We start from the raw sequence: 18,538 nt of genomic DNA, 5'->3' as shown, positions 1-18,538 counted from the left end.
CAATCCCCGAACTCTACCACCCCTCCGCCCTGATTCGGATTGCCTGGAGGCGACCCTTCCGATAGTGCGGGCCGGCCACTTCACAACGGGTGCCTGATGTCCGGGGCCGCCACATCCTTGCTCCCGAGGCGGGGCCTGCCGATCGCCGAACTCGCCGCCGTCATGGCGGTGATCGGCGCCTTCGGGCTGTCCGTCGGGTACACCTATCCGGCTGTCGCGCTGAACCTCGAGGCGCGTGGCGTGTCGACCGTGGTGATCGGCACCCAGGCCGCCGTACAGGGGCTGGGCGTTCTAATTTGCGCCTTCATGCTGCCGTGGCTGACCGCAACCATCGGCGCCTGGCGACTGGCAGCGGTCGCGCTCCTGGGTACGGCGGCTGTGATCGCCGCACTCGGCATGACCGAGAATCTCTACGTCTGGGCGATCCTGCGCTTCCTGCTCGGATTTGGCGCCAACGCGTTGTTCGTCATCTGCGAAGTGTGGATCAACGTGCTGGCGCCGAATGCGCAGCGCGGGCGCATCGTCGGGGCCTACACGACGGTGATCTCCGGGATGTTCGCGCTCGGCCCGCTGCTGGTCCCCCTGGTCGGGTTCGAAGGCGCCTACTCCTTCGGCTCTGTGGCGGTGATCTACCTGCTGCTCGGGCTGCCGCTCTGGCGGCTGCGCCATTCCTCGCCGCCGGTCGAGCACGTGCCGGTCGGCGAACTGCCGCGAGTCATGCTGGCCATCCCGGTGCTGTTGCTGTCGGTCTTCACCTTCGCCTTCTTCGATGGTGCAGCGTTCTCGTTATGGGCCGTCTACGGCATGGACCGGGGTCTGACGGAACTGACCACCGCCACCACGCTGTCGCTGCTGGTGATCGGCAACGTGGTGCTTCAGTACCCGATCGGCTGGCTTGCCGATCGGATGAACCGCCGCCTGCTGCTGGCGATCCTGGCCGGGGTCGCGTTTGCCGGCGCCGTGGCGCTGCCCGTCCTGCCGCTGACGCATCCGGCGACCTATCTGTTCCTGTTCGTCTGGGGAGCGCTTGCCTTCGGCGTCTACACGCTGGCGGTGACACTGATCGGCCAGCACCTGACCGGCGCACGGCTGGTGGCGGCGAATTCCGCCTTCGGCGTGATGTGGGGGATCGGCGCGCTGCTCGGCCCCTGGGCGGCGGGTGCGGCGATGACGGGCCTGGGCGGCGTCGGTCTGCCGCTGACGATCGCCGCCGCCTACGGGGTCCTGACCGTCGCAGCCCTGGCGATGCCGCCGATCCGCACGGCGCTGGCGTCGCTGGAGAAGATGGATCTGGACGGATAGCCGGCCGAGTCCAATATTGTCTTGTGGACCTGCAACGATGCGCGGAGCAGAGTGATGAAACTCCCGGGCCCCGACCATCCCATAACCATCGAACCTGTTGCCGGCGTGGTGAGGGTCAAGGTCGGCGACGATGTGATCGTCTCAACCACGCATGCGCTGATGATGCGGGAAAGCTCCTATCCGCCGGTCTACTATTTTCCGCGGGAAGACGCCGACATGCGCCTCCTGGAGCCGACCGGGCACACCACCCATTGCCCCTACAAGGGCGACGCGAACTACTACTCGATACCTGCGCTGGGACAGGCCGGCGACAATGCGGTGTGGTCCTACGAGACACCGTTCTCCGCGGTTGCCGACATCGTTGGCCACCTCGCCTTCTATCCCGACCGGGTGACGATCGAGGCCGGGTAGGCTTCTATTCTATGGTGATCGGCGTGGAAAAGGCCCCGGACTTTCCGGTGACCTTGTCGATCAGCGTGGTGGAGACGACGTAGTCTCCCGGACCCAGGCCGGCGAATACGTAAGTCAGGGTCAGGAAGACATCTGGGTCGCGGCCCGGCGACTTGATGTTGAACGTCGCGAACGCCTTGTGGCCGGCGATGATGGTGCCGTCGGCCTGCGAGACCCGCACGTCGGCGACCATGTCGGTCTCCCATCCGTCGCCGGATTTCGTCCATCCGAACGCGACGGGCTCCACGTAGAGGTGGATTTCCTCGTCGACGCCATAGACATTGTCGGCACGCGGCGTCTGCGCGCCGTATTCAGTCGGCTCGTGATCGACGAGCATCGTTTGCCTGAACGCGAGCGGCGCTGCGTCCCAGACGGCGCGGCTGAACTGGTCGGCGAGATCCAGCGCCTCGACCGTCCTGCCCTCCGCGACCGCCTTCCGGGCCTCCGCCGAGAGTGTCGAGAGATCGTCGGCGGTGACGGCCGGTGCGAATGCGAGCAGAAGTGTTGCCGCCCCGATCGCGGCACCCAGCAGGTTTGACGTCATCTGGCCCCCGTATGGCAGACTGCCGGCATGCCGACGTCCCCATTTTGGGCCATATTGGCGCAATACCGACGCAACCCGCAAGCGTCGCCGCCGCAGGGGGTTAACGTCAGGCCGCGGAGCTCGTCGCCGTCCAGCCCTGCTTCTTGCGATAGATCGTCGAGGGACTGATGCCGAGCGCAGCGGCCGCCCGGCCGACATTGCCACCGTGAGCGCAGAGCGCCTCCTCGATGATGCGTTTTTCCTGGAGCCAGAACGGCTCGATCCCGGCCGGCCGGCCTGTCGGCGCGGCGATCGACGCCGATCCATGCTGCGCGACCGGCCGGTCGCCGCCGTAGCCGGCATGCGCCATCGCCATCGCCAGCATTTCCGCCGCGATTTCATCGCCGTCGTTCATGACCACGACGCGGCGGACGACGTTCTGGAGCTGCCGGACATTGCCCGGCCAGTCGAAGTTGAGCAGCAACGCCCGCGACCGCGCGTCGAACCCGGTGAAGCGGCGGCCCTCCTCCTCGGCGAAGGCGGAGAGCACCGCCTCGGCGAGCGGCAGGATGTCGTCGCGCCGCTGCCGCAGGGGCGGCAGGTGCACCGGCAGAACATGCAGGCGGTAGTACAGATCGGAGCGGAACCGTCCCTCGCCGACCTCGACCGTCGGATCGCGGTTGGTGGCGCAGACGAACCGCACGTCCACGGGCTTGAGCCGGGTGTCGCCGACCTTTCGCACGGTCCCCGACTGGATGAAGCGAAGCAGCTTGGTCTGCAGGTCGGCTTCCATCTCACAGATCTCGTCGAGGAACAGCGTCCCTCCGTCGGCGAGCTCGGCAGCCCCGGTCCGGTCGTCCTGGGCGCCGGTGAAGGCGCCGCGGACATGGCCGAAGATCTCGCTCTCCATGAGATCGCGGGGGATTGCCGCGCAGTTTATGGCGACGAACTTGCCGGTTCGACCGGATCTCGCGTGGATCGCCTCGGCCGTCAGTTCCTTGCCCGTACCGCTTTCGCCGGTGACGAAGACCGGGGCCCTGGAGGGTGCGATCCGAGAAATCATCTCGAAGACGCCCCGCATGACGTCGGAGCGGCCGATGAAGCGCTCGAAGTCGGCGGTCGGCACGGCCATCGGCGAATTCGTATGGCGACGTCTGGAGGCAGCGCGCTGGATTGCCGCACACAGGACGTCGCTCCGGGCCGGCTTCACCAGAAAGTCCGCGGCCCCGGCACGCATGGCCGAGACGGCAAGCGAGAGCGATCCGGTAGCGCTCACCGCAACGACGGGGAGATGCCCGCTGGCTTGCGCCACCTCTGCGACGACATCCGTATGCGGGGATCCGACGCTGAGCAGCAGGACGTCGGCGGTGTCGGCGTGGAGGCCGGGGACGTCCGCCAGCACGTCGGCCTCGAGTACCACGGCACCCCGCCCGAACGTCGCGGCGATCTGTTCGCGAACGACGCGCCGGAACACGGGATCGCTGTCGACGACCAGGACCCGAGACAGGATTGACGAACTATCGGCCGATGCCATGAACCGGACGGACCCCTGAGACCACCCCGCACCCTGAAGAGCATTCCGCTTCGGGCGACGATCGCGAACGCCTTGATTAATCCGCGATTAGGGTAAAGAAACGGTTTCGGAGGGGCGGGGCCGAGCGGTTTCGTCCGCTTCGACCCTCTGCTAGCATCGCGCCCACCGACGCACCCTCACGTGTACGCCTTCAAGGAGAACAAGATGTCCGTCGCGCACGATCTCGACACTTCGGCGGAGCTTTCCCCCAACGACCTTGAGGCCTTCTGGCTGCCGTTCACGCCGAACCGGGCATACAAGAAGAGCCCCCGCCTGATCTCCCGGGCGAAGGATCTGTACTATTACACCCCGGACGGCCGTGCCGTGCTCGACGCTACCGCCGGTCTCTGGTGCTGCAATGCCGGACATGCGCGCCAGCCGATCGTCGAGGCGATCCAGAAACAAGCCGCCGAACTCGACTACGCGCCGTCGTTCCAGTTCTCCCACCCCAAGGCCTTTGCGCTCGCCACCCGCCTTGCGATGCTCGCGCCGGCCGATCTCGACCACGTCTTCTTCGCCAATTCCGGATCGGAAGCCGTCGATTCCGCCCTCAAGATCGCGCTCGCCTACTGGAACGTACAGGGCAAGGGGTCGAAGACGCGGCTGATCGGCCGCGAGCGCGGCTACCATGGCGTCGGCTTCGGCGGCATCTCGGTGGGCGGCATCGTCAACAACCGCAAGTTCTTCGGCGGCCTGCTGACCGGCACGGACCACCTGCCGCACACCTACAACCGGGCCGAGCAGGCCTTCACCCGCGGCGAGCCGGAATGGGGCGGGCACCTCGCCGACAGCCTTGAATCGATCGTCAACTTGCACGACGCCTCCACCGTCGCCGCCGTCATCGTCGAGCCGATGGCAGGCTCGACGGGCGTGTTGCCGCCGCCGAAGAGTTATCTCAAGAGGTTGCGCGAGATCTGCGACAAGCACGGCATCCTGCTGATCTTCGACGAGGTCATCACCGGCTTCGGCCGTCTGGGCTTTGCCACGGCCGCCGAGCGCTACGGCGTCGTGCCCGACATGATCACCTTTGCCAAGGGCGTCACCAGCGGCACCGTTCCGATGGGCGGCGTGATTGTCCGCAAGCACGTCTACGACGCCTTCATGAACGGACCGGAGCACGTCATCGAGCTGTTCCACGGCTACACCTACTCGGCTCACCCGATCGCGGTTGCCGCCGGCCTGGCAACCCTCGATGTCTATCGCGACGAGGGTCTGTTCGAGCGGGCCGGCGAGCTCGAGGAGGAGTGGGCGGACGCCGCCATGAGCCTGAAGGACAAGCGCAACGTCGTCGACATCCGCACCATCGGGCTCGTTGCGGCGATAGACCTGGAGTCGCGCCCCGGCGCAGTGGGCGCGCGCGCCTACGAGGCGATGGACAGGGCCTTCCACGACCACGGCATCATGATCCGCGTCACCGGCGACACGATCGCCTTGTCGCCGCCGTTGACGATTTCGCGCGACGAGATGGCAGGCCTGTTCGACGGCCTCGGCCGGCTCCTCGACACCATCGACTGAGCCGGGTCGAGGTCTGCGACGTGCTGTACTGCCGGAATAGACGGATATGACTCGCCTGTTTTTCGCCGCGGTCGCGGTGATGATCGCGGCCGCCGTGGCCTACGTCCTGGTCGTGCCCGACGCGCTCGACCAACTCGGCGTGGAGCCGATCGTCGAGGCGACCAAGCCCGCCCAGCCGACCAAGGACACCTCGCGCATCACCACGTCTTCGACGGCTACGCCGGCAAGCCAGGCGACGGGCGACATGCCGACCGTCGCACCGCTGGATGTGGCGAGCCTGCCGTTCCAGACCGGCTGCGGCCTGTTCCTGTCGCGGGAGGGCGAAGAGGACGTCATATTCGTCGATGCGCTGGCTGACGACACCAACGGCGCCATGCCGGCAGCGATGATCCTCGACGGGTCGCTCGTGATCCTGGAGCGCACGACGGCGGACGGGGAGCCATTGGGCTACGGCCAGTATCCGCGCCAGGTGTTCGACACGCCCGACAACGGCGTCCGGGTGGTCGTCGAGGTGGACTTCGGCGAGCCGACGGAGCCGGAGGACGTGCCCGTGACCTCCGGCGAGGTGACGGTGATGAAGGCGGGGCGGCCGACGCTTAACTTCCGCGTGACCGGGGGGGCAGGCTGCTGACTCCAGGATCGGGATTTCCGGCCGGGCCGCCGCGGGTCCTGCTGCAGGCGCGCGAGTTCCTGTCGGAATACGACGGCATCCTCTGCGACATCTGGGGCGTCGTCCACAACGGCGTCCGGTCGTGGCCCGACGCCTGCGAGGCGCTGTACCAATTCCGGGAGGGCGGCGGCCGCGTCGTGCTGATATCGAACGCGCCGCGTCCCTCCGCGTCGGTACGCGAGCTGCTGGACCACCTAAAGGTGCCGCACCACTCCTACGACGACATCGTCACCTCCGGTGACCTGACCCATGCCATGGTCGCGGAGCGCGCCGATCGCAAGGCCTTCCATCTCGGGCCGGAGCGGGACCGTGCGGTCTTCGAAGGGCTGAACCTGCATATGGTCGATGCCGACGAAGCCGAACTGGTCATCAATACCGGTCTGTTCGACGACGACAACGAGACCCCCGACGACTATCGCGAAATGCTTGCCTGCTTCCGCGCGTCGGGCGCGGAAATGATCTGCGCAAACCCGGATGCGGTGGTCGAGCGGGGCGACCGGCTGGTCTACTGCGCCGGCGCCCTGGCCGACGCCTACGAGAAACTGGGCGGGACGGTGCACTGGGCCGGCAAGCCGCACGCCCCGATCTACGACGAGGCGCTGGCACGGCTGCGGACGGCCGCCGGACACCCGGTCGAGCGAGGGCGCGTACTGGCAATCGGCGACAGTCTGCGCACCGATCTTGCCGGGGCCATGTCATCGGGACTGGACGCACTGTTCATCGCGTCAGGCATTCACGGCAACGAAATGGTCCGCGACGCCGCTCTCGATCTGCCGACGCTGGAGCGGTCCTTCCGGGAGGCCGGGGTCGAGCCGCGCGCCGCCATGACGCGGCTGGTGTGGTGAATCGCGCAGGATCGAATCCCGCCTTCTAAGGCGTTCATGCATGCTCTAGTTTGGCTTATCCGCGCGCGAGAGGGAGAGCGAAGCGTTGACCGTCAACACGCCGCCGGCCGGCTTCGGCTATGTGTTCGAGAACCTTTCCGTGGGCATGAGCGATTCGCTGATGCGCACGGTGATGGCCGACGACGTCATCGGTTTCGCCAAGCTGTCCGGTGACAACAATCCGGTTCACCTGAGCGACCATTTCGCGGCGCAGACACCGTTTCGGGAGCGCATCGCCCACGGCTTGTACACGGCAAGCCTGATTTCCGCCCTGCTCGGCACCCGCCTGCCCGGGCCGGGGGCCATCTACATCTCGCAGAGCCTGAACTTCCGTGCGCCCGTGCGGATCGGCGACGTCATCACTGCGCGGGTCGAGGTCCGCGAACTCGATGCCGACAAGCGGCAGGCGCGGCTCGAGTGCGAATGCATCGTCGACGCCAAGACCGTGCTTGACGGGGAGGCGATCGTGATGGTCCCTTCCCGCCGATCCTGAATCCGGCCGCGACACGGCCGACCACATCCGCGACCGGCGCCGATGACATCCCGACACTTCAACATCGTGAGAAACGGCGATCACGTTCCACCGACGCTTCGCGGCGGCATCGTCGCCATCGGCAATTTCGACGGCGTGCACCGCGGGCACCAGGTCGTCCTGCAGCAGGTCAAGGAAATGGCGAGGACACGCGGAACCTCGGCACTTGCCCTGACCTTCGAGCCGCACCCGCGCACATTTTTCCGGCCCGAAACGCCGCTGTTCCGGCTGACGCCCTCGGAGGTGAAGGCCGAACTTCTCGACGCGCTCGGCCTGGACGGCATGATCGAGGTCACCTTCGACGCCGCCCTGGCAGCACTGACGGCGGAGGGATTTGTCGACCGCATCCTCGTCGACCGTCTCGGCATCGGCGGCGCCGTCGTCGGTCACGACTTTCATTTCGGCAAGGCGCGCTCGGGATCGCCACAGGTGCTGTCCTCGCTGGGGACCTCGCGCGGCTTCGACGTAGCGATCGTCGCGCCGGCCGGGGAGGGCGATACGGTGTGGTCGGCGAGTTCGGCCCGTGCGGCCCTGGCCGACGGCGATGTCGTGGAGGCCGCGCGGATCCTGGGCTACCGTTGGTTCGTCCGGGGCAAGGTCGAGCACGGCGCCAAGCGCGGCCGCGACCTCGGCTTTCCCACGGCCAACATTCCGCTGGCCCCCGAGACCGAGCTCCTGTTCGGCGTCTATGCGGTGCGAATGCATGTGGATGACGGCTTCCACGACGGGGTCGCCAGCTTCGGCAGGCGCCCGCAGTTCGACAACGGCGCGCCGCTGCTCGAGGTTCACCTTCTCGACGTCTCGCCCGATCTCTACGGCAAGAGCGTCGAGGTCGAGTTCGTCGGCTGCATCCGGCCCGAAATGCGGTTCGACAGCGTCGACGATCTGGTCGCGCGCATGCATGTGGACGTTGCGGAGACGCGCCGCATCCTGGCCGAGGCGGAAACGGCCGGAGGACACGACCGACCCATTCCCGTGCTCGATGCCACCCGGTAGCGCGCCGAATGACCGTTCATGCAACAAAGGATCCGACTGCAACGGCCGAGCGCGAAATCGTCATCGGGGTCGTGATGATGGCCGGCACGGCGATGGTGCTGCAGCCCGGCATGGATACGGTCACCAAATATCTCGGCGGGCAGATCCCGCCGCTTCAGGTCGCCTGGGCGCGCATGTTCTTCCAGATGCTCTTCACGCTGCCGATCGTGATGGCCTGGTACGGCCTCCCGGGGCTGGCGCCGCGGCCGTACGGGCTGCAGATCCTGCGCGGGCTCTTCCTCAGCGCCACGGTCGTGACCTTCACGTTCGCGGTCACCCTGATGCCGCTCGCCGATGCGATCGCGCTCGTCTTCGTCGCGCCGCTGATCGTCACCGCGCTGTCGGCGATCGTCCTGCGCGAAGCCGTCGGGCCGCGGCGCTGGACGGCGGTGGTCGTCGGACTGGTCGGTGCCATGATCATCATACGCCCGGGCAGCGGGTTGTTCGGCGCAGCGGCCCTGCTGCCGATCGTCGCGGCGGTCTGCTATGCCTGCTACCTGATCGTGACCCGGCGCCTCACCACACATTCTCCGCCGATCTCGACGCATTTCTTCACCGCGGTCGTCGGAACCGCGGCGTTGAGCGTGCCGCTCGCGATCGGCCTGTTGATCGGCGGGCCCGTGATAACCCCGTCTGCGCCGACGGCAGTACAGTGGGGCCTGCTCGTCATCATCGGCATCATCGCCTCGATTTCGCATCTGGTGATCATATTCGCCTATTCGCGCTCGCCTGCCTCGATGCTTGCGCCGCTGACCTATCTCGAGATCGTCGGTGCGAGCGCCTTCGGCTACCTGGTGTTCGGGGACTTCCCCGACGGATGGACCTGGGTCGGCGTCGTGGTGATCGTCGCAAGCGGCCTGTACGTCGTTCTCCGCGCCCGCAGGATCAAAACCGCACTGCCGCCCGATATCCAGGGGCCGCGGACCGGCACGATCTGATCGCGCCGTCGTTTGACCGGGCGCGATTACCGAAATGCACGACTTTATCCCCGTCGCCGTGCCTGCTAGAAGGCGCGCCATGCGATGCGAAGAACAGGCAGCCTGCCGTCCGGCCACGGGGCGGCGAATTACTGGCCCGGTTTTCGCCTGACGCGGGAGCCTCGTCCCGCCGGGCCGGAAGCCGGGAACGTCGCCGCCTGTTCGAACCCCATCGAAGATCGCCTGGAAAGCCATGACAAACGGTTCCGATACCGCTGAAAAGCGCGACTATTCCAAGACACTGTTCCTGCCGAAGACGGAGTTCCCGATGCGCGCCGGCCTGCCGGCCCGCGAGCCGGAGCTTCTTGACCGCTGGGACAGGATCGACATCTACAAGCGCCAGCGCGAGGTGGCGAAGGGCCGGGAAAAGTACGTCCTGCACGACGGCCCGCCTTACGCCAACGGCAACATCCACATCGGTACCGGCCTCAACAAGATCCTCAAGGACGTCGTGACGCGCTCCCACCAGATCCTCGGCTACGATTCCAACTACGTGCCGGGCTGGGACTGCCACGGCCTGCCGATCGAGTGGAAGATCGAGGAGCAGTACCGCGCCTCGGGTCGCAACAAGGACGACGTGCCGATCAACGAATTCCGCCAGGAATGCCGGCAGTTCGCGCAGCACTGGATCGGCGTCCAGAAGGAAGAGTTCCGCCGGCTCGGCGTCGAGGGCGACTGGGACAACCCCTACACCACCATGAGCTTCGCGGCGGAAGCCCAGATCGCGCGGGAGCTGATGAAGTTCGCCATGAACGGCGCGCTCTATCGCGGGTCCAAGCCGGTGATGTGGTCGGTGGTGGAGAAGACCGCGCTGGCCGAGGCCGAGGTCGAGTACCAGGACTACACGTCCGACACGATCTACGTGAAGTTCCCGATCGTCGAGGGCCCGGAAGCGGGCGAGGCGTCGGTCCTGATCTGGACGACAACGCCCTGGACGATCCCCGGCAATCGCGCAATCTCCTTCAGCCCGCGCATCGAGTACGGCCTCTACAAGGTCGTCGATGCGCCGGCGGAGAACTGGGCGAAGCCCGGAGACCTCTATGTGCTTGCCGACAAGCTCGCCGCCGACGTCATGGCGGCTGCCCGCGTCGAGACGTTCGAACGCGTGCGCGACATCGACTACTCCGAGCCGAAACAGATGGTCTGCGCGCACCCTCTGAAAGGCCTCGCCGGCGGCTACGAGTTCCAGGTGCCGCTCTTGCCCGGCGACCACGTCACCGACGATGCCGGCACCGGCTTCGTGCACACCGCGCCCGGTCACGGTGCGGAGGACTTCGAGGCCTGGACCGACGCGAAGGCCGACCTCGAAGCCCGCGGGATCGACCCGACGATTCCCTACACCGTCGATGCGGACGGGTTCTACACGAAGGACGCTCCCGGCCTGGAAGGACGCCGCGTCATCACCGACAAGGGCGACAAGGGCGACGCCAACCAGGCGGTGATCGAGGCGCTTGCGGCCGCCGGGATGATGGTGGCGCGCGGCCGCCTGAAGCATCAGTACCCGCATTCCTGGCGCTCCAAGAAGCCGGTCATCTTCCGCAACACGCCGCAGTGGTTCATCTCGATGGAGGACGGGCGCGGCGCCGACGGCCTGCGTGCCAAGGCGCTGAAGGCGATCTCGGAAACCCGCTTCGTGCCGGAGTCCGGCCAGGTGCGCCTCGGCAACATGATCGCCGAGCGACCCGACTGGGTGATCTCGCGCCAGCGTGCATGGGGCGTGCCGATCACGGTGTTCGTGCACCGCGAGACCGGAGAAGTCATCCCCAACGCGAACTTCGGCGAATCCGATGCGCTCGGCCGTCGCATCGCCGAGGCCTTCGAGGCGGAGGGCGCGGACGCCTGGTTCGCCGACGGTGCGCGGGAGCGCTTCCTGTCCGGACTGGTCGACGATCCTGCGGAGTGGGACAAGGTCGACGACATCCTCGACGTCTGGTTCGATTCAGGCTCCACGCACTCCTTCGTCCTGGAAATGCGGCCGGACCTGAAATGGCCCGCCTCCGTCTACCTGGAAGGCTCCGACCAGCATCGCGGCTGGTTCCACTCCTCGCTGCTGGAATCCTGCGGCACGCGAGGCAGGGCGCCCTATGACGCGGTCGTCACGCACGGGTTCGTGATGGCCGAGGACGGCCGCAAGATGTCGAAATCTCTCGGCAACCAGGTCTTCCCGCAGGACGTCATCAAGCAGTCCGGTGCCGACATCCTGCGCCTTTGGGTGGTCACCTCGGACTATGCCGAGGACCTGCGCATCGGCCCCGGGATCCTGAAGACCAACGTCGAATCCTACCGAAAGCTGCGAAACACCATCCGGTGGATGCTCGGCTCGCTCGCCCACTACCGGGGCGAGGACGTCGCTGTCGCCGATATGCCGGAGCTGGAGCGCTACATGCTGCACCGGCTGGCCGAACTCGACAGGCTGGTGCGACGCAGCTACGAGGATTTCGACTACAAGCGCATCTCGCACGCGCTGTTCAACTTCGCCACCGTCGATCTGTCGGCCTTCTACTTCGACATCCGCAAGGACACGCTGTACTGCGACCCGGCATCCAGTCTGAAGCGCAAGGCATGCCTGGCGGTGCTGAGCGAAATCTTCGACCGGCTGGTGATCTGGCTGTCGCCGATGCTGCCCTTCACGATGGAGGAGGCGTGGCTATCGCGATATCCCTCCGATGAGGACTCCGTGCACCTTCAACTCGCACCGGCCACTCCGGAGGGCTGGTTCGACGAGAGGCTTGCCGGAAAGTGGCGCCGCATCCGCCGTGTCCGCCGGGTGGTGACGGGAGCGCTCGAGGTCGAGCGTGCCGCCAAGCGGATCGGCTCCAGCCTGGAGGCTGCGCCGGAGATCTACGTGTCGGACGCCGATCTCCATGCTGCGGTCGCCGACATCGACCTGGCCGAGATCGCGATCACCAGCCAGGCGACCCTGATAGAGGGCGACGGGCCGTCCGAAGCCTACCGGCTGGAGGACGTCTCCGGCGTCGCCGTCATTCCCGCTCTTGCAGGAGGCCGCAAATGCGCCCGCTCCTGGAAGGTGCTGCCGGAGGTCGGTTCGGATCCCGACTGGCCTGACCTCTCGCCTCGGGATGCGGAGGCCATGCGCGAGTTCGAGGCCAGCCTGGCGGCGGCGGAGTAGGCGGTGACTGGGCCGCGGAGCGTGATACCGAACACTACCCGCGCGCCGGCCGGCGGCATCGAGCCATCGGCCGTAGTGGGCCCTGCGGCGGCGACCATCCCGTCGAAACCCATCCTGCCGCTGTCGTCCGCCCTCCTTGTATGATGACGCGGCGCTTTCTGTATGGCCGGTTGAGCGGCCTCGGCGCGGCGGTGGCGGCCGCCGTGTTCCTCGTCGACCGCGTGCACAAATGGGTCATGCTGGGGCCTGTCGGCATCGGTGTGAACGACGTGATCCCGGTGACCCCGTTCTTCGACCTGATGCTGGTCTGGAACCGTGGGGTCAGCTACGGGCTGTTCCAGCAGGACTCCGCCGGCGGCCGGGCGATCCTGGTCGGCATCAACATCGTGGCGGCCGTGGTCCTGTGGATCTGGCTCGCGCGTGCGCAGTCCAGGCTGACGGCAGTCTCGCTGGGGCTGGTGATCGGGGGCGCGCTCGGCAACGGCCTCGATCGCGTGATCTACGGCGCGGTTGCCGACTTTTTCCATCTGCACGCCTTCGGCTACTCCTGGTACGTGTTCAACCTCGCCGATGTCGCCATTGTTGCGGGCGTCATCGGGCTTCTGTATGAGTCATTCCGAGACAGTCACAAAAGTGCCCCAAAGCCTGACTAGTCGGCTTGCCGCACGGGCGTATGATGCGTGCTGGTACCTGCGTACGGCGACCCCGCGCCCCTGACGGGCGGCGAGCCGACGGCACGAGGAGCGGATGACCGCATGAAGAGCGACATGAACTCGACCGGCCGGATGGCAGCGACAGCGCCAATCGTGGCGGTCGTCTGCCTGATCGGCGGTCTTGCGGGTGCATGTTCGAATTCCGGCAGCGGCTTCAGCGATCCCATCGAGGATGCGATCGGCGACCCGCTGGTGATGATGGGACTGAAGATCGATCCCAACAAGGAAGAGATCGAGTACGGTCCGCGGTCGCCGCTCGTGATGCCGACGGCAACCGAAAACGCGCAGCTTCCGACCCCTTACGAGCCCACCGAGTCCTACGGCGAGATGTGGCCGGACGATCCCGACGAGCGCGCCAAGCGCGAGTTCAAGGCAATGCAGAAGGCGGCCATGGACGAAAAGCCCAGGGACGTCGAGTATGCCTCCGAGCCGATGACGCCGGGCGAACTGGACCAGTGGGGCCGGATGTACGGTCGACGCAACGGGGCCGGCCTGGCCGTCGGCACCCGGGCTGACGGCAAGGCAGAGAACAAGGTGGTTAGCCCGCGCGAGCTCCTGGATCGTCGCCTCGATCCCGATCAGCTGACCTCGGAGCCGGCACGGGTCACGCTCAGCGAACCGCCGCCCGGCTACAGGACGCCGGCTCCGCCGGTCGAAGGCTACGGCGAGACGGAGCAGAAGAAGGGCTTTTTCGCCAGGCTGTTCAACCGCGACGGCTCATAGCGAACCCGCGTCGCCCGAGGAGACCCGGCAATCACGTCTTCGGGATGAAGGTGGCGCCGGGTGGGGCATCCGACTATATCGTCCAAACTTTCGCTTCGGGTCGTACTGGCCCGTCGTGAGCGTCAATACGAGGATTGCCAGATGCGAGCACTTGCACCCGCCCGTCTGATCATTCCAGCACTGGTTGTCATGATGGCCTACGGATTCTCCTTCCGCGCGCCTGCCGGCGCCGCCGAAACCGATGCGGTGACGAGTTTCACCCTCGACAATGGCCTTGAAGTGGTGGTGATCGAGGATCACCGCACACCGGTCGTCACCCACATGGTCTGGTACAAGGTCGGTTCGGCCGACGAGCCGCCGACGAAGTCCGGTATCGCCCATTTCCTCGAGCACCTGATGTTCAAGGGAACCGACGCGCACCCGGCGGGCGAGTTTTCCAGGGTGGTGGCGGATATCGGCGGTCAGGAGAACGCTTTCACGTCCTCCGACTACACCGCCTATTTCCAGAAGATCGCCAAGGAGCATCTCGGCCAGATGATGGAATTCGAGGCCGACCGGATGACCGGACTGGTGCTCGATCCAGAGGACGTGACGTCGGAACTGCAGGTCGTGCTCGAGGAGCGCTCGAGCCGCACCGACAACGATCCCGGAGCACAGCTCGGCGAGGAACTCGACGCGGCGCTCTTCCTGGCGCATCCCTACGGCCGTCCCGTCATCGGCTGGAAGCACGAGATCGAGGCGCTGTCGCGCGAGGATGCCCTCAATTTCTACAAGCGCTACTACACCCCGAACAATGCCATCCTGGTCGTTGCCGGAGATGTGACTCCGGCCGAGGTGCGCACCCTGGCCGAGCAGACATACGGCAAGGTCGCCCGCCGTGCCGAACCCGGTGAAAGGCTGCGTCCGCGCGAGCCGGAGCCGCGGGCCGCGCGGACGGTGAGCATGTCCAGCCCGCGCGTCCAGCAGGAGAGCGTCCGCCGCGCCTGGCTGGTGCCCAGCTACTCGGAGAATGCCGACGAAGCTGCTGCACTCGATGTGATGGCGAGCGTGCTTGGTGGAGGCGCCAACAGCCGGCTGTACAGGGAACTGGTGGTTGACGGCACCACCGCGTCGTCGGCCGGCGGCTGGTATCAGGGGTCCGCGCTCGACGATTCCCGTTTCATGATCTATGGGGTTCCCCAGCCTGGCACCTCCCTGGACGATCTGGCCGCATCGTTCGACACCGTGATCGGCAAGCTGGTCGACGGCGGCGTCAGCGACAGCGAACTCACCCGCGTCAAGAACGCGCTGATCGCCGAGGCGGTCTACGCCCAGGACAGCCAGTCATCGCTCGCCCGAATCTACGGCGTCGCTCTGACCACCGGGTCGACCACCCAGGACGTGGCGGAGTGGAGTGACAGCATCCGTGCCGTCACCGCCGACCAGGTCGTGGAGGTCGCCCGCAAGTATCTGCGGCCCGAACGTTCGGTGACGGCGTTCCTTCGTGCCGCCCCGCAGGGGGTGGCACCCGCGGCTGACGGTTCGGACGCGGCGGAGGAACTGCCGGCCAAGCGATCCTGACCGCCGGGGTGATCCGCGAGGTCGACGAGTGTGGGCGAGACGTCCGGTCGCGCGACGTCCCGCCACCGAACGAGCGGGGCGAGCGTCCGCAAACAGGTGAGGTCTTTCGTGTGGAAATTCATGACTGAAACTCTCGCACCCGCGGTGGCGGGGCCCGCCCTGGCGCTGGCAACGATCGCCACCGTTTCCGCAGGGCCGGCACGCGCTATCGAAATCGAGCAGGTGGTCTCGCCCGGCGGCATCGAAGCCTGGCTGGTTTCCGAATCGGCCGTGCCGCTGATCTCGATGCAGTTCGCCTTCGATGGCGGTGCCGCCCAGGACCCCGCGGGCAAGCCCGGGGTCGCGAACCTGATGAGCGTGCTGCTCGACGAAGGAGCCGGCGATATCAAGTCCGCCGAGTTCCAGGAGAAACTTGAAACCCTGGCGATCGAGATGTCCTTCGATGCCGGTCGCGACAGCTTCTACGGCGAGATGCAGACGCTGACCGAGAATCTGGACGAGGCATCCGAACTGCTGCGGCTTGCAATCACCGAGCCGCGGTTCGACGACGATGCCATCGGGCGGATGCGCGCCCAGACCGCATCCGGACTGCGCCGCGCACTGCAGGATCCCGATTCGGTGGCCGGCCGGCTCTGGTCGGAAACCGTGTTCGGTGATCATCCCTATGGCAGGCCGGTGAAGGGAACGCTGGAAACCCTCGGCGAGATCGATGCCGAGGCACTGCGGGACTACCATCGCCGGGTCTTCGCCCGCGACACGCTGACCATAGCGGTGGTCGGCGATATCACCGCCGAGCGCCTCGGCCCGCTGCTCGACGAAATCTTCGGCGGGCTGCCGGAAAACGCCGACCTGTCGCCGATACCTCAGCCCAACCTTCCCGAGGGCGACGTGCAGGAAGTCGTCGAGATGGAAATCCCGCAGACGATTATCCAGTTTGGTCGTCCCGGTCTTCTGCGTGATGATCCCGACTTCATCCCCGCCTATGTGGTCAATCACATCCTCGGCGGCGGCTCATTCTCCTCGCGCCTCTACCAGGAAATCCGCGAAAAGCGGGGCCTGTCCTACTCGGTGTACAGCTACCTGTATCCGCTCGACCGGGTCGGCGTCATCGCCGGGGGGGCGGCGACGCGCAACGACCGCGCCGCGGAATCGCTCGCGCTGATCGACGCCGAAATCCGGCGGATGGCCGACGAGGGTCCCACAGAGGAGGAACTCGCCAAGGCGAAGCGCTACCTCAAAGGCTCGTATCCGCTGCGCTTCGACACCTCCACGAAGATCGCCCGCCAGCTCGTCGAGATCCAGCGCGACGATCTCGGTATTGATTACATCAACGAGCGCAATGGCTTGATAGAAGGGGTGACGATCGAGGACGCCAGGCGCGTCGCAAAAAGGCTATATGGCGATGGTAGCCTGTACGTGACGATGGTCGGCAAGCCGGACGGCCTCGTCACCCCCGCGAAGGGGGGCTGAATCCGATCGGCTTCCGGCCGGTCGGCCGGGGTAGCGGGCCGATCGTCTTTCGCCTAAACATCGGGGACCGCGGCACGCGATACGGGGAGTGCCGCGTCTCAGGTGAGGGACGCAACAATGCCGCTCAAGCAAACGATCGACACCTGCTTCGATGTCGAGGTTGGAGAAACGGGCCTGTCGCGCGAGGCCTTCCAGGCCGTGCTCGGCCGTGCTCGGCCCGGTCTCGCCTGGCTTCGTGAAGTGCACGAGACCGGTGCCCTGCCGCTGCTGTCCCTGCCTGCGCGCGACGACGATCTCGCCGGGATCGCCGAAGCAGCCGACTGGCTGTCGGCGGACGCGACCGACGTGATCGTTCTGGGGACCGGCGGGTCCAGCCTGGGCGGACAGACGCTGGCCCAGGTCGGCGGCTGGCGGCTGCCCGTAGTCGGCGACCTGCGTGCCGGACCGCGACTTCACTTTCTAGACAACCTCGACCCGGTCAGCCTGGCCGCGGCGTTCGACGCGCTGCCGCTGGAGACGACACGGGCGCTCGTGGTGTCGAAGTCCGGCGGCACCGGCGAAACGCTGATCCAGGCGATGGCGCTGCTGACCGCCTACGAGGACGCCGGGCTCGGCGACGACGTCAAGGACCACATCCTCGGTCTCAGCGAGCCGGCCGTGTCCGGACATCTCAACAAGCTCCGCAAGCTGCTCGAGCCCTACGGACTCCGGTTCCTCGACCACGACCCGGGCGTTGGCGGCCGTTTCACGGCGCTGACCAATGTGGGACTGATCCCGGGTGCGCTCATGGGCATCGATCCAAGGGCCGTCCGCGCCGGCGCGGCACGCGCGCTCGAGCCAGTTCTCGCCGGCGCTGACGCGGATGGGGTTCCCGCCGCGATCGGGGCGGCGCTCGCCGTCGGCTATGCCGAGCACCATGGCATCGTCCAGAACGTCATGTTCGGATACGGCGACCGGCTGGAGAGGTTTACCCGTTGGTGGGTGCAGCTCTGGGCGGAAAGCCTCGGCAAGCAGGGCCGCGGCATGACACCGGTTCCCGCCGTCGGCCCGGTCGACCAGCACAGCCAGTTGCAGCTCTTTCTCGACGGACCCGCCGACAAGCTGTTCACCGTGATCGCCACGGATGCCGGCGACAAGGGGCCGCGCATCGATCCGGCGCTCGCCGCCGAAGCCGGGCAGCCCGAATTCGGCGGCCGCACGGTCGGCGATTTCGTCGCCAGCCAGCAGCGTGCCACCGTGGAGACGCTCGCCCGCAACGGTCGCCCCGTGCGTCTCCTGCAGGTCTCCTCGGTCGACGCCGAGAGCATCGGCGAACTGATGATGCACTTCATGCTGGAGACGATCATCGCCGCCCACCTGCTCGGCGTCGACGCCTTCGACCAGCCGGCGGTCGAGGAGGGCAAGATCCTGGCGCGGACCTATCTAGAGGAGATGTAGGGCGCGGCTCGACCCGACGGGCGCTCTTTCCCGAGCGTAGCTGG

General features: G+C 66.7%; 16 protein-coding genes. 14 read left to right on the top strand and 2 right to left on the bottom strand.

Annotated elements, in window-relative coordinates; all coding sequences use genetic code 11:
- Positions 1 to 117 precede the first annotated feature (117 nt).
- On the top strand, positions 118 to 1,302 hold the full coding sequence (locus V3328_RS09940; protein ID WP_340329482.1) for an MFS transporter: 1,185 nt from the start codon (positions 118 to 120) through the stop codon (positions 1,300 to 1,302).
- Positions 1,303 to 1,356: 54 nt separating this feature from the next.
- Positions 1,357 to 1,713 (top strand): DUF427 domain-containing protein, encoded by a 357-nt coding sequence (locus V3328_RS09935; protein ID WP_340329481.1) that lies wholly within the window; start codon positions 1,357 to 1,359, stop codon positions 1,711 to 1,713.
- Between the two features lie 4 nt (positions 1,714 to 1,717).
- Here the strand turns inward: V3328_RS09935 and V3328_RS09930 are convergent, their stop codons facing one another.
- Together V3328_RS09930 and V3328_RS09925 are read right to left on the bottom strand one after the other, a co-directional pair.
- The gene (locus V3328_RS09930; protein ID WP_340329480.1) at positions 1,718 to 2,296 is read right to left on the bottom strand and encodes a hypothetical protein; all 579 of its coding nucleotides are present in this window, start codon (positions 2,294 to 2,296) and stop codon (positions 1,718 to 1,720) included.
- A gap of 106 nt (positions 2,297 to 2,402) precedes the next feature.
- The gene (locus V3328_RS09925; protein WP_340329479.1) at positions 2,403 to 3,809 is read right to left on the bottom strand and encodes a sigma-54-dependent transcriptional regulator; all 1,407 of its coding nucleotides are present in this window, start codon (positions 3,807 to 3,809) and stop codon (positions 2,403 to 2,405) included.
- Between the two features lie 204 nt (positions 3,810 to 4,013).
- Here V3328_RS09925 and aptA point away from each other — a divergent pair, with 204 nt between their 5' ends.
- The 12 genes from aptA to V3328_RS09865 all read left to right on the top strand — a co-directional run bounded on the left by aptA (position 4,014) and on the right by V3328_RS09865 (position 18,494).
- The gene (gene aptA, locus V3328_RS09920) at positions 4,014 to 5,363 is read left to right on the top strand and encodes an omega-aminotransferase AptA (RefSeq protein WP_340329478.1); all 1,350 of its coding nucleotides are present in this window, start codon (positions 4,014 to 4,016) and stop codon (positions 5,361 to 5,363) included.
- A gap of 46 nt (positions 5,364 to 5,409) precedes the next feature.
- The gene (locus V3328_RS09915) at positions 5,410 to 5,994 is read left to right on the top strand and encodes a hypothetical protein (RefSeq protein ID WP_340329477.1); all 585 of its coding nucleotides are present in this window, start codon (positions 5,410 to 5,412) and stop codon (positions 5,992 to 5,994) included.
- Positions 5,988 to 6,878, top strand: a complete 891-nt coding sequence (locus V3328_RS09910; RefSeq protein WP_340329514.1) for a TIGR01459 family HAD-type hydrolase — start codon at positions 5,988 to 5,990, stop codon at positions 6,876 to 6,878. Before V3328_RS09915 ends, V3328_RS09910 begins: the two co-directional genes overlap by 7 nt.
- A gap of 145 nt (positions 6,879 to 7,023) precedes the next feature.
- Positions 7,024 to 7,410, top strand: coding sequence for a MaoC family dehydratase (locus V3328_RS09905; RefSeq protein ID WP_340329513.1), 387 nt, complete (start codon positions 7,024 to 7,026; stop codon positions 7,408 to 7,410).
- A 42-nt stretch (positions 7,411 to 7,452) separates the two neighbouring features.
- Positions 7,453 to 8,445: a bifunctional riboflavin kinase/FAD synthetase gene (locus V3328_RS09900; RefSeq protein ID WP_340329476.1), complete on the top strand. Its 993-nt coding sequence runs from the start codon at positions 7,453 to 7,455 to the stop codon at positions 8,443 to 8,445.
- A gap of 8 nt (positions 8,446 to 8,453) precedes the next feature.
- Entirely contained in the window at positions 8,454 to 9,422 is a 969-nt protein-coding gene (locus tag V3328_RS09895; protein ID WP_340329475.1) for a DMT family transporter, read from the top strand.
- Positions 9,423 to 9,654: 232 nt separating this feature from the next.
- A complete protein-coding gene (gene ileS / locus V3328_RS09890; RefSeq protein WP_340329474.1) occupies positions 9,655 to 12,591 on the top strand; it encodes an isoleucine--tRNA ligase in 2,937 nt (978 codons plus the stop codon).
- Positions 12,592 to 12,761: 170 nt separating this feature from the next.
- Positions 12,762 to 13,244 (top strand): signal peptidase II, encoded by a 483-nt coding sequence (gene lspA, locus V3328_RS09885; protein WP_340329473.1) that lies wholly within the window; start codon positions 12,762 to 12,764, stop codon positions 13,242 to 13,244.
- Between the two features lie 102 nt (positions 13,245 to 13,346).
- Positions 13,347 to 14,027 (top strand): hypothetical protein, encoded by a 681-nt coding sequence (locus V3328_RS09880; RefSeq protein ID WP_340329472.1) that lies wholly within the window; start codon positions 13,347 to 13,349, stop codon positions 14,025 to 14,027.
- A gap of 141 nt (positions 14,028 to 14,168) precedes the next feature.
- Complete coding sequence (locus V3328_RS09875) at positions 14,169 to 15,587, top strand: M16 family metallopeptidase (RefSeq protein ID WP_340329471.1); 1,419 nt, start codon at positions 14,169 to 14,171, stop codon at positions 15,585 to 15,587.
- Positions 15,588 to 15,707: 120 nt separating this feature from the next.
- The gene (locus V3328_RS09870; protein WP_340329470.1) at positions 15,708 to 17,057 is read left to right on the top strand and encodes a M16 family metallopeptidase; all 1,350 of its coding nucleotides are present in this window, start codon (positions 15,708 to 15,710) and stop codon (positions 17,055 to 17,057) included.
- 117 nt (positions 17,058 to 17,174) lie between these two features.
- Entirely contained in the window at positions 17,175 to 18,494 is a 1,320-nt protein-coding gene (locus V3328_RS09865; RefSeq protein ID WP_340329469.1) for a glucose-6-phosphate isomerase, read from the top strand.
- The last annotated feature ends 44 nt before the right edge of the window (positions 18,495 to 18,538 follow it).

The sequence above is a fragment of the Microbaculum marinum genome (assembly GCF_037855135.1).
GTDB lineage: Bacteria > Pseudomonadota > Alphaproteobacteria > Rhizobiales > Tepidamorphaceae > Microbaculum > Microbaculum marinum.
This window is presented reverse-complemented; position numbering and strand designations above follow the sequence as displayed.